This window comes from Streptomyces sp. TP-A0356, assembly GCF_001417775.1.
Taxonomy (GTDB): Bacteria; Actinomycetota; Actinomycetes; order Streptomycetales; family Streptomycetaceae; genus Streptomyces.
On sequence record NZ_BBZJ01000022.1, the window covers coordinates 1 to 11,206 of the forward strand.

Here is an 11,206-nt window from a genome sequence, read left to right on the forward strand (position 1 = left end):
TGCTTTCCAGGTTCCCGCTCTCGCGTTTCCCTTTCCGGCGCTCCCGACTTTATCAGAGATTCTGAGTCGGAATTTCCGCCCCGCTGAGGCCGGTTCCGGACGCTCGGTTGCGCCGGGTGCCCCGCTGGCGGAGCCGTAAACGTACTGGAGCGGGGCGCCCCGATGCAAATCGAGGCGCCCCGCTCCGGCTTCACCCGCGTGCGGCCTTGACGGTCCGTCAGACCTCAACCACCACAGGCAGGATCATCGGCCTGCGCCGATAGGTGTCCGAGACCCACTTGCCCAGGGTCCGACGGATCAGCTGTTGCAGCTGGTGGGGTTCGACGACCCCGTCCTGCGCCGACCGCTCCAGGACCTCCGTGACCTTCGGGATCACCTCGTTGAAGGCCGAGTCGTCGATGCCCGAGCCACGGGCGTGGACATGGGGGCCACCGGTGATCTTGCCCGTCGAGGAGTCCACCACCACGAAGACCGAGATGATGCCCTCCTCGCCGAGGATCTTGCGGTCCTTGAGCGCCGGCTCGCCGACGTCGCCGACCGACAGGCCGTCGACGTAGACGTATCCCGCCTGGACCTTGCCGGAGATCTTCGCCTTGCCCTCGACGAGATCGACGGCGATGCCGTCCTCGGCGATGACGATCCGGTCGTGCGGCACGCCCGTGAGCGCGCCCAGTTCGGCGTTCGCCCGCAGGTGGCGCCATTCGCCGTGGACCGGCATCAGGTTCTTCGGGCGGCAGATGTTGTAGAAGTACAGCAGCTCGCCCGCGGACGCGTGGCCCGAGACGTGCACCTTGGCGTTGCCCTTGTGCACGACGTTCGCGCCCCAGCGGGTCAGGCCGTTGATCACTCGGTACACGGCGTTCTCGTTGCCGGGGATCAGTGACGACGCCAGGATCACCGTGTCGCCCGGGACGATGCGGATCTGGTGGTCCCGGTTCGCCATCCGCGACAGCGCCGCCATCGGCTCGCCCTGGGAACCCGTGCAGATCAGCACCACCTCGCTGTCCGGCAGGTCGTCCAGCGTCTTGACGTCCACCACCAGGCCCGGTGGCACCTTCAGGTAACCCAGGTCCCGTGCGATACCCATGTTGCGGACCATGGAGCGGCCGACGAAGGCGACCCGGCGCCCGTACTCGTGTGCCGCGTCCAGGATCTGCTGGATGCGATGGACGTGGCTGGCGAAGCTCGCCACGATGATCCGCTTGCGGGCGCTCGCGAAGACCTGGCGCAGGACGTTGGAGATGTCGCGCTCGTGCGGGGTGAACCCCGGGACCTCGGCGTTGGTGGAGTCGGAGAGGAGGAGGTCGATGCCTTCCTCGCTCAGCCGCGCGAACGAGTGGAGGTCTGTCAGACGGTTGTCCAGCGGCAGCTGGTCCATCTTGAAGTCGCCCGTGTGGACCACCATGCCGGCCGGGGTGCGGATGGCGACCGCGAGGGCGTCCGGGATGGAGTGGTTGACGGCGACGAACTCGCAGTCGTAGGGGCCGATCCGTTCGCGCTGGCCCTCCGCGACCTCGAGCGTGTACGGACGGATGCGGTGCTCCTGGAGCTTTGCCTCGATGAGGGCGAGGGTCAGCTTGGAGCCGATCAGCGGGATGTCGGGCTTCTCGCGCAGCAGGAAGGGGACACCGCCGATGTGGTCCTCGTGTCCGTGCGTGAGGACGATGCCCTCGACGTCGTCGAGACGGTCCCGGATCGACGAGAAGTCCGGCAGGATCAGGTCGATTCCGGGCTGCTCCTCTTCGGGGAAGAGCACTCCGCAGTCGACGATCAGCAGGCGACCGCCGTACTCGAAGACCGTCATGTTCCGGCCGATCTCGCCGAGGCCGCCGAGCGGGGTGACCCGCAGGCCGCCTTCGGGGAGCGGCGGGGGCGGGCCGAGTTCAGGATGCGGATGACTCAAAAGACTCTCCTCACCACGCACGCCACGTACCTGAGGGCACGCGGCGCGCATGACGTTCGTGCAAAAGCAGTTGTTGGTGTGGGCTGCAGGCACTTGTGTCCTGCCTATTCAGTTGTGAAGTCTTTGTCAGAGCTGTACCCCGCCGGCGACAAGATCGATCTTGAGCTGGGCGATCTCCTCGGCCGAGAGCTCGACCATGGGCGGACGCAGCGGTCCGGCGGGCAGGCCCTGGAGGGCGAGCGCGGCCTTGGTGGTCATGACGCCCTGGGTGCGGAACATGCCGGTGAAGACCGGAAGCAGCTTCTGGTGGATCTCCAGCGCCTTCTGGACGTCGCCGCTCGTGTATGCCTCGGCCATGGCCCGCAGCTCCGGCGTGACGACGTGGCCGACGACGGAGACGAAGCCGACGGCGCCGACGGAGAGCAGGGGCAGGTTGAGCATGTCGTCGCCGGAGTACCAGGCCAGGCCGGACTGGGCGATGGCCCAGCTGGCGCGGCCGAGGTCCCCCTTGGCGTCCTTGTTGGCGACGATCCGCGGGTGCTCCGCCAGGCGGACGAGGGTCTCGGTGTTGATCGGGACGCCGCTGCGGCCCGGGATGTCGTAGAGCATGACCGGCAGCTCGGTGGCGTCGGCGATGGCCGTGAAGTGCCGGTAGAGGCCCTCCTGCGGGGGCTTGTTGTAGTACGGCGTGACGGTCAGCAGGCCGTGCGCGCCGGCCCTCTGCGCCGCGCGCGCCAGTTCGATGCTGTGGTGGGTGTCGTTCGTGCCGACTCCGGCGACGACGTGGGCACGGTCGCCGACCGCTTCCAGCACGGCTCGTACGAGATCCGATTTCTCCGCGTCGCTGGTGGTGGGGGACTCGCCGGTGGTGCCGTTGATGATCAGGCCGTCGTTGCCTGCGTCCACCAGGTGGGTGGCAAGCCGCTGCGCGCCGTCGAGGTCGAGTGCGCCGTCCGCCGTGAAGGGCGTGACCATGGCGGTGAGGATCCGCCCGAAGGGGATCTGCGGAGTGGAGGTCGGAGCCATGGGTAACACGCTACTCGCTGCCCCGGGTGCGGTCTGCCCTCGGGGGGCGGCAAAAGTCCGGACAAAGGTGGAGCCCGGCACTGCCTGCTCGGGGGTTCAAGCAGTGCCGGGTCCGTTTGATCAGGCTAGATGAACTTCTCGAAATGCCGCAATACGGACACTTCGCTCGGCTGATCGCACATGTGTCTCTGCCCGGGAAAGGAGTGTGCGCGTCAGGGCGCCACGCGGCCGTTGGCATTGAAGGCGGCGTACGTGAGCGGCATGAGCCTGGCCCACTCCGCCTCCATCTTCTCGCCGACCATCTCGATCTCCCGCTGCGGGAAGGAGGGCACCTTGGCCAGCTCGTGCTGGGTGCGCAGGCCGAGGAAGTGCATCAGTGAGCGGGCGTTGCAGGTCGCGTACATCGAGGAGAACAGGCCGACCGGGAGCACCGAGCGGGCGACCTCGCGGGCGACGCCGGCGGCGAGCATCTCCTGGTACGCCTCGTACGCGTGCACGTACGCGTCCTCCATGACGCGGCCGACCAGCTCCTGCTGCGCCTCGCTGCCCTCGACGAAGCGGTACTTGCCGGGGCGGCCCTCCTGCACCAGCTTGCGGGACTCGTCCGGGACGTAGAAGACCGGCTGGAGCTCTCGGTAGCGCCCGCTCTCCTCGTTGTACGACCAGCCCACGCGGTGCCGCATGAACTCGCGGAAGACGAAGATCGGGGCGGTGATGAAGAACGTCATCGAGTTGTGCTCGAAGGGGCTGCCGTGCCGGTCCCGCATCAGGTAGTTGATCAGGCCCTTGGAGCGCTCCGGGTCCTTCTTCAGCTCGTCCAGGGACTGCTCGCCGGCGGTGGAGACGCGGGCGGCCCACAGCACGTCCGAGTCGGCCGCGCTGTGCTTGACCAGCTCGACGGTGACGTCGCTGCGGAAGCTGGGCTTGAGGTCGTCGGCGGGGGTGTCGGTCACGGCGTAGAAGGTCCTTCCCATCACAAGCTCGGGCGGCGCCCACTCTACGGCCCGGCACTGACAACGGGGCGTTCGGTGCCGGTCCACGACATTCGTCGGCGAACTTGAGGAAATCGGCGAAACTGGGCACCTTCCGCGACTCTGGCTCGTCTGTGATTGTGACAGCGATCCGTGGTCACACGGTCGTCATGACCCCGCCCGGATCCCGGGTCCGCACGAGCCCCCAGAGGAGAAGCGCTCACCATGTTCCGTCGGCGCGAGCCCGTACCGTTCGCCTTCCTCGCCGAAGCCGACTCCTTCCGCAGCAATGTCGCTCCCCCGCCGCGTGAGCGCGCCTCCGCCGGCCAGATGGCCGGGCGCTGGCTGATGGGGCTCACCATCGTCGCGGGGCTCGTCGGCGCCCTGGTCATAGGCATGCCTTCGATGTCCCACACGTCGCCCGCTGCCACGCAGCACTCCGTGGCCTCCAACGGGCACTGACCGCTCTCCGGGCGCCCGACCGGGCGCAGACGGCACCCCCTTGGCCCCCCGAGGGTGGTGAGCGAGGACACGGCTCGGTAGCCTCACCGGGCACAGCCCCATGGACCGAGTGAGGATCAGCCGTGCCCCTGCCCTTCCTGACGGCCGACCGTGCTTTCGACCAGGCAGCGGACGACCTCCCGCTGCCGTACGACGACCGCCATCGCTGGCGGCGCCCCTACCGGCCCGGCCCCTGGCGGGTGGGTGCGGCCGCGCTTCTGCTGCTGCTCGCCTCGTATGTGCTGTTCGCCGCGGTCATCATCGCGTTCACCGGCACGATGCAGGGCGCGGGCATGGTCCTCGGCATCGGGCTGGTCGTCATCGCCGGGGCGCTGCGGCTGCTGCGCATGGGTGTCTGGGTGAGCGCGCGCGGGCTGCGCCGGGTGGGCTTCTTCGGCACCGGGACGGCGCCCTGGGAGCGGGTCGTCGCGGTACGGACGGTCCAGCAGCCGGTGCGCTGGCTCGGGTTGCCGCGCACGGTGCAGGGGCAGGCGCTGATCCTCGTACGCAAGGACCGGGCGCCCGAGGACGTGCCGCCGCTGCTGACCACGCACGGCGCCGACTTCCTGGCGCGTCCGGTGGCCTTCGACCGGGCGGCGGACACGGTCGAGGCGTGGGCCGCGGAGTACGGCCGGGGCTGACGCGCCACGGCGCAGGGGCCGACCCGCGGAGTACGGGGCGGCCCCTTCTGCACGCTGCATGGCCTCCTGCACGGCTCGGCCGACCACGTCGCGCACGCACGGGCCCCCTCGCACGGGGCAGACGCGGAGGGCGCATCTGGCACGCGCGGACCTGCCCTGGGCGCCTCGCCCGACACGAGCCCGATGCAGACACCCCGCGCGGCACCGGCCCGCGGCCGCCTAGGGCAGCACGCGCCCGGGCAGGCCTCGGGCAGCACGCGCCCGGGCAGGCCTCCGCCCGTACAAGCCCAAAGGACGCGCACCCTGCGCAGGCCTGACAAGCGCACCGGCCCGGATGCCGGACACCCCCATGCGCGGGCCCGACAAGCACCCCCGACAGCACACACCCGAATGCGGACGCCCCCTCGGCACGAAGCCCGCGCCCGCCTCGGACAGCACGCGCCCCGGGCACCACCAGGGCACGAGCCGCTCCGCGGCGGACAGGGCGTGGGCCAGGGCCAGAGTGGTGGCCTGCCGGTCGGTGGTGGCCATGCCCGGCGGGCCTCGGGCGGGTCAGGCCTGGGACGGTTTGCCGTCGTGCAGGGCGATCGCCCGTTGCATCGCCTTGCGGGCGCGCGGCGTGTCGCGGGCGTCGTGGTAGGCGACGGCCAGCCGGAACCAGCTGCGCCAGTCGTCCGGGGCCGCCTCCGTCTCCGCCTTGCGCCTGGCGAACACCTCGTCGGCCGAGTCACGGTCGATCCGGCCGCTCGCGGTGCGCCTCAGCTCGTCCACGGGCAGACCGCCCTCGGCGTCCAGCTCGGCGGCCAGCCGGTTGGCGTTGCGGACGAACTGCGTGTTCTTCCACAGGAACCAGACACCGATGACCGGCAGGATCAGCACCGCGACGCCGAAGGTGACGGTGACCGGGGTGCCGTTCTGGATCAGGAGCACACCACGGCTGCCGACCAGGACGAAGTAGACGACCAGGACCGCGGCCGTGACGGCGTAGGTGATCTTCGCGCGCATGTCGGCTACTTCAGGTCGAGGAAGTGCTCCAGGCCGAAGGTGAGGCCCGGAGTGGACACGACGCGGCGCACACCGAGCAGGATGCCCGGCATGAAGCTGCTGTGGTGCAGCGAGTCATGGCGGATGGTGAGGGTCTCGCCCTCCCCGCCGAGCAGCACCTCCTGGTGGGCGAGCAGACCCCGCAGGCGTACGGCGTGCACCGGCACCCCGTCCACGTTCGCGCCGCGGGCGCCGTCCAGGGCGGTCACCGTGGCGTCGGGCTGCGGGGCGCTGCCCGCCTTCTCCCGCGCCGCGGCGATGAGCTGGGCGGTCCGCGTGGCGGTGCCGCTGGGGGCGTCCACCTTGTTCGGGTGGTGCAGCTCGACGACCTCGACGGACTCGAAGTACGGGGCGGCCACCTCGGCGAACTTCATGGTCAGCACCGCGCCGATGGAGAAGTTCGGGGCGATCAGGACGCCCGTCTCCGGGGACTGGGCCAGCCAGCCCCTCAGCTGCCCCAGGCGCTCGTCGGTCCAGCCGGTCGTACCGACCACGGCGTGGATGCCGTGCCGTACGCAGAAGTCGAGGTTGCCCATCACGGACGCCGGGGTGGTGAGTTCCACCGCCACCTGGGCGCCCGTCTCGACGAGGGTCTCCAGCCTGTCGCCCCTGCCGAGGGCGGCGACCAGCTCCATGTCCTCGGCGGCTTCGACGGCTCGTACCGCCTCCGCACCGATCCGGCCCTTGGCGCCGAGGACCGCCACGCGCAGCTTGCTCATGTTCCTGATTCCTTGGTCGAACGTGGATCGAACTTGTCGAGCTCGTCGAGCTTGTGGAGGCTTACGCGACCGCGTCGTGCAGACGGGACGCCTGCTTGTCCTTGAGCGGGCCGATGACCGACAGCGAGGGCCGCTGTCCCAGGATCTCCCGGGCCACGGACCGGACGTCGTCCGGGGTCACCGCCGCTATCCGGGCCAGCATGTCGTCGACGGACATCTGGTCGCCCCAGCACAGCTCACTCTTGCCGATACGGTTCATCAGCGCGCCCGTGTCCTCCAGCCCGAGGACCGTGGACCCCCGGAGCTGGCCGATGGCACGGGCGATCTCGTCGTCGGACAGGCCGTGCTCGGCGACGCGGTCGAGCTCGTCGCGGCAGATCTTGAGCACGTCGTGCACCTGGCTGGGACGGCAGCCCGCGTACACACCGAACAGGCCGCAGTCGGCGAAGCCGGACGTGTACGAGTACACGCTGTACGCGAGGCCCCGCTTCTCCCGGACCTCCTGGAAGAGGCGGGAGGACATGCCGCCGCCGAGCGCGGTGTTCAGCACGCCGAGGGCCCAGCGGCGCTCGTCGGTGCGGGCCAGACCGGGCATGCCGAGGACGACATGAGCCTGTTCGGTCTTGCGGCCCAGCAGCTCGACACGGCCGGCCGTGCGGATCACCCGGCGGCCGTCGCGCGGGGCGATGGGCGTGGCGTCCGCCCGGGTGAGGGCGCCGCCCTTCTCGAAGGCGGCACGCACCTGACGTACGACCTTGTTGTGGTCGATGTTGCCGGCGCACGCGACCACCAGGTGGGTGGGGTCGTAGTGCTTCCGGTAGAAGCGGCGGATGCGGTCGGCGGACAGCGCGTTGACGGTGTCGACGGTGCCGAGGACGGGGCGGCCGAGCGGGTTGTCGCCGAACATGGTGTGCGCGAACAGATCGTGCACACAGTCGCCCGGGTCGTCCTCCGTCATCGCGATCTCCTCGAGGATCGCGCCGCGCTCGACGTCGACGTCTTCTTCGAGGATGAGCGAGCCGGTGAGCATGTCGCAGACGACGTCGATGGCGAGCGGCAGGTCGGTGTCGAGCACGCGCGCGTAGTAGCACGTGTACTCCTTCGCCGTGAACGCGTTCATCTCACCGCCGACCGCGTCGATCGCGGAGGAGATGTCGAGGGCGCTCCTGCGCTGCGTGCCCTTGAAGAGCAGGTGCTCCAGATAGTGCGTGGCGCCGTTCAGCGACGGCGTCTCGTCGCGCGAGCCCACGTGCGCCCAGATGCCGAAGGTGGCGGAGCGCACGGAGGGCAGCGTCTCGGTGACGACGCGCAGACCTCCGGGGAGGGTGGTCTTGCGGACGGTGCCGATGCCGTTCGCGCCCTTGATCAAGGTTTGGGTACGGGCGACGGCCCGCGCCTCCGAAGAGGTGCGGGCCGTCGCCTTGAAGCCACGGGACGTCACTTGTCGGTGTCGTCCTTCGTCTCGTCCGCGGCGGAGCCGCCGTCGGCCTCGGCCTCCCCCTCGACCACGGGGATGAGGGAGAGCTTGCCGCGGGAGTCGATCTCGGCGATCTCGACCTGGACCTTCTGGCCCACGCCGACCACGTCCTCGACGTTCTCCACGCGCTTGCCGCCGGCGAGCTTGCGGATCTGCGAGATGTGCAGCAGGCCGTCCTTGCCCGGAAGCAGCGAGACGAACGCACCGAAGGTGGTCGTCTTCACGACCGTGCCCAGGTAGCGCTCGCCGACCTCCGGCATGGTCGGGTTGGCGATGCTGTTGATCGTGGCGCGGGCGGCCTCGGCGGACGGGCCGTCGGCGGCACCGATGTAGATCGTGCCGTCGTCCTCGATCGTGATCTCGGCGCCGGTGTCCTCCTGGATCTGGTTGATCATCTTGCCCTTGGGGCCGATGACCTCGCCGATCTTGTCGACCGGAATCTTGACGGTGATGATCCGCGGGGCGTGCGGGGACATCTCGTCGGGCCGGTCGATGGCCTCCATCATCACGTCGAGGATGTGGAGGCGGGCGTCACGGGCCTGCTTCAGGGCCGCGGCGAGCACGGAGGCCGGGATGCCGTCCAGCTTGGTGTCGAGCTGGAGGGCGGTCACGAACTCCTTGGTGCCGGCGACCTTGAAGTCCATGTCGCCGAACGCGTCCTCGGCGCCGAGGATGTCGGTCAGCGTCACGTAGTGCGTCTCGCCCTCGATCTCCTGGGAGATCAAGCCCATGGCGATACCGGCGACCGGGGCCTTCAGCGGCACACCGGCGTTCAGCAGGGACATGGTGGAGGCGCAGACCGAGCCCATGGACGTCGAGCCGTTGGAGCCGAGGGCCTCGGAGACCTGACGGATCGCGTAGGGGAACTCCTCGCGCGAGGGCAGGACCGGGACCAGGGCGCGCTCGGCGAGGGCGCCGTGGCCGATCTCGCGGCGCTTCGGGGAGCCGACACGGCCGGTCTCACCCGTGGAGTACGGCGGGAAGTTGTAGTTGTGCATGTAGCGCTTGCGCGTCACCGGGGAGAGGGTGTCGAGCTGCTGCTCCATGCGCAGCATGTTCAGCGTGGTGACGCCCAGGATCTGGGTCTCGCCACGCTCGAACAGGGCCGAACCGTGCACCCGCGGAATCGCCTCGACCTCGGCCGCGAGGGTCCGGATGTCGGTGACACCGCGGCCGTCGATGCGCTTCTTCTCCTTGATGACGCGCTCGCGGACCAGCTGCTTGGTCAGCGCGCGGTACGCGGCGGAGATCTCCTTCTCGCGGCCCTCGAACTCCGGCAGGAGCTTCTCGGCGGCGAGCTGCTTGACGCGGTCGAGCTCCGCCTCGCGCTCCTGCTTGCCGGCGATGGTGAGCGCCTGGGCCAGCTCGGGGCGGACCGCGGCGGACAGCGCCTCCAGGATGTCGTCCTGGTAGTCGAGGAAGATCGGGAACTCGGCGGTCGGCTTGGCGGCCTTCGCGGCGAGGTCGGCCTGGGCCTTGCACAGCACCTTGATGAAGGGCTTCGCGGCCTCCAGACCGGCGGCGACGACCTCCTCGGTCGGCGCCTCGGCACCTCCCTTGACCAGCTGGATGGTCTTGTCGGTGGCCTCGGCCTCGACCATCATGATCGCGACGTCGCCGTCCTCCAGGACGCGGCCCGCGACGACCATGTCGAAGACGGCGTCCTCCAGCTCACTGTGCGTCGGGAAGGCGACCCACTGGCCGTTGATCAGCGCGACGCGGACGCCGCCGATCGGGCCGGAGAAGGGCAGACCGGCCAGCTGCGTGGACGCGGACGCGGCGTTGATCGCCACGACGTCGTACAGGTGGTCGGGGTTGAGCGCCATGATCGTGGCGACGACCTGGATCTCGTTGCGCAGGCCCTTCTTGAAGGAGGGACGCAGCGGGCGGTCGATGAGGCGGCAGGTGAGGATGGCGTCCTCGGAGGGACGGCCCTCACGGCGGAAGAAGCTGCCGGGGATCTTGCCGGCGGCGTACATCCGCTCCTCGACGTCCACCGTCAGGGGGAAGAAGTCGAGCTGGTCCTTGGGGTTCTTGGAGGCGGTGGTGGCCGACAGCACCATGGTGTCGTCGTCCAGGTACGCAACGGCGGAGCCGGCGGCCTGCTTGGCCAGGCGGCCCGTCTCGAAGCGGACGGTGCGGGTGCCGAAGGAGCCGTTGTCGATGACGGCCTCGGCGTAGTGGGTCTCGTTCTCCACTAGCGTTTTCTCCTCGTCTTCGTCCCTCGCTGCCCGTGTGGCAGGGGGACGGTGGCGGAGAAGCGCTCCATCTGGTGCGGGCCGGTCTTCGATCGAAGCACCCGGGGCTCGCTTCCCCCGGGGGCCACTACCGAGGACCGGCGGCGGCGAGGTGCGCTTCTCCTCGTTCGGTGGTGTGCGAGCACCCGGTACGCCCAGGCACTCCTTGCACGGTGTCATACGTACGGCGTTGTGCTACCACACTACAAAGTGGCGGTGACAGTCCGCACGTACAGCAAAGGGAGCGGCCCCCTTGTCCCGGGAACCGCTCCCCTCACGGCGTCTTACTTGGCGCCCGCCGCACCGCGGCGGATGCCGAGGCGGTCGACCAGCGCACGGAAGCGCTGGATGTCCTTCTTGGCCAGGTACTGCAGCAGGCGGCGACGCTGACCGACCAGGATCAGCAGACCACGGCGGGAGTGGTGGTCGTGCTTGTGGGTCTTGAGGTGCTCGGTCAGGTCGGAGATGCGGCGGGACAGCAGCGCGACCTGGACCTCGGGAGAGCCGGTGTCACCCTCCTTGGTACCGAATTCGCCGATGATCTGCTTCTTCGTAGCGGCGTCGAGCGACACGCGTACTCCTCGTAGTCTTCTGAGTGCCACCGAGTGCCCCTGGTCTTCTTCTCAGGGGAGCTTCCACGACTCGGTAGGCGGGGATCCGCTGGGCGCGGCCTCCAGATCCCTCGGT

At 69.6% G+C, this 11,206-nt stretch carries 10 protein-coding genes; 2 read left to right on the forward strand and 8 right to left on the reverse strand.

The window, feature by feature from the left end; genetic code table 11:
- Window positions 1-217: 217 nt before the first annotated feature.
- From ASC56_RS22895 to thyX, 3 genes are all read right to left on the reverse strand, one after another.
- On the reverse strand, window positions 218-1,903 hold the full coding sequence (locus ASC56_RS22895; protein WP_055493399.1) for a ribonuclease J: 1,686 nt from the start codon (window positions 1,901-1,903) through the stop codon (window positions 218-220).
- Between the two features lie 126 nt (window positions 1,904-2,029).
- Entirely contained in the window at window positions 2,030-2,929 is a 900-nt protein-coding gene (gene dapA / locus ASC56_RS22900; RefSeq protein WP_055493400.1) for a 4-hydroxy-tetrahydrodipicolinate synthase, read from the reverse strand.
- 212 nt (window positions 2,930-3,141) lie between these two features.
- Entirely contained in the window at window positions 3,142-3,882 is a 741-nt protein-coding gene (gene thyX, locus ASC56_RS22905) for an FAD-dependent thymidylate synthase (RefSeq protein ID WP_055493628.1), read from the reverse strand.
- 243 nt (window positions 3,883-4,125) lie between these two features.
- Here thyX and ASC56_RS22910 point away from each other — a divergent pair, with 243 nt between their 5' ends.
- Both ASC56_RS22910 and ASC56_RS22915 read left to right on the forward strand, forming a co-directional pair.
- The gene (locus ASC56_RS22910; RefSeq protein WP_055493401.1) at window positions 4,126-4,362 is read left to right on the forward strand and encodes a hypothetical protein; all 237 of its coding nucleotides are present in this window, start codon (window positions 4,126-4,128) and stop codon (window positions 4,360-4,362) included.
- A gap of 122 nt (window positions 4,363-4,484) precedes the next feature.
- Window positions 4,485-5,042, forward strand: a complete 558-nt coding sequence (locus ASC56_RS22915; protein WP_055493402.1) for a hypothetical protein — start codon at window positions 4,485-4,487, stop codon at window positions 5,040-5,042.
- A gap of 552 nt (window positions 5,043-5,594) precedes the next feature.
- On the opposite strand, the gene ASC56_RS22920 is transcribed toward ASC56_RS22915, so the two are convergent.
- The 5 genes from ASC56_RS22920 to rpsO all read right to left on the reverse strand — a co-directional run bounded on the left by ASC56_RS22920 (window position 5,595) and on the right by rpsO (window position 11,091).
- A complete protein-coding gene (locus ASC56_RS22920) occupies window positions 5,595-6,047 on the reverse strand; it encodes a hypothetical protein (protein ID WP_055493403.1) in 453 nt (150 codons plus the stop codon).
- Between the two features lie 5 nt (window positions 6,048-6,052).
- Window positions 6,053-6,805, reverse strand: coding sequence for a 4-hydroxy-tetrahydrodipicolinate reductase (gene dapB, locus ASC56_RS22925; RefSeq protein ID WP_055493404.1), 753 nt, complete (start codon window positions 6,803-6,805; stop codon window positions 6,053-6,055).
- Between the two features lie 61 nt (window positions 6,806-6,866).
- Complete coding sequence (locus ASC56_RS22930; protein WP_055493405.1) at window positions 6,867-8,246, reverse strand: pitrilysin family protein; 1,380 nt, start codon at window positions 8,244-8,246, stop codon at window positions 6,867-6,869.
- Window positions 8,243-10,480, reverse strand: a complete 2,238-nt coding sequence (locus ASC56_RS22935) for a polyribonucleotide nucleotidyltransferase (protein WP_055493406.1) — start codon at window positions 10,478-10,480, stop codon at window positions 8,243-8,245. The genes ASC56_RS22930 and ASC56_RS22935 overlap by 4 nt, the downstream gene beginning before the upstream one ends.
- 323 nt (window positions 10,481-10,803) lie before the next feature.
- Entirely contained in the window at window positions 10,804-11,091 is a 288-nt protein-coding gene (gene rpsO, locus ASC56_RS22940; RefSeq protein WP_030177470.1) for a 30S ribosomal protein S15, read from the reverse strand.
- Between the last annotated feature and the right edge of the window lie 115 nt (window positions 11,092-11,206).

What these genes read in the sequence shown, in the direction of transcription:
- dapA (WP_055493400.1), bottom strand. Translation starts at nt 2,929, where the DNA reads ATGGCTCCGACCTCCACTCCGCAGATCCCCTTCGGGCGGATCCTCACC.
- ASC56_RS22910 (WP_055493401.1), top strand. Translation starts at nt 4,126, where the DNA reads ATGTTCCGTCGGCGCGAGCCCGTACCGTTCGCCTTCCTCGCCGAAGCC.
- ASC56_RS22920 (WP_055493403.1), bottom strand. Translation starts at nt 6,047, where the DNA reads ATGCGCGCGAAGATCACCTACGCCGTCACGGCCGCGGTCCTGGTCGTC.
- dapB (WP_055493404.1), bottom strand. Translation starts at nt 6,805, where the DNA reads ATGAGCAAGCTGCGCGTGGCGGTCCTCGGCGCCAAGGGCCGGATCGGT.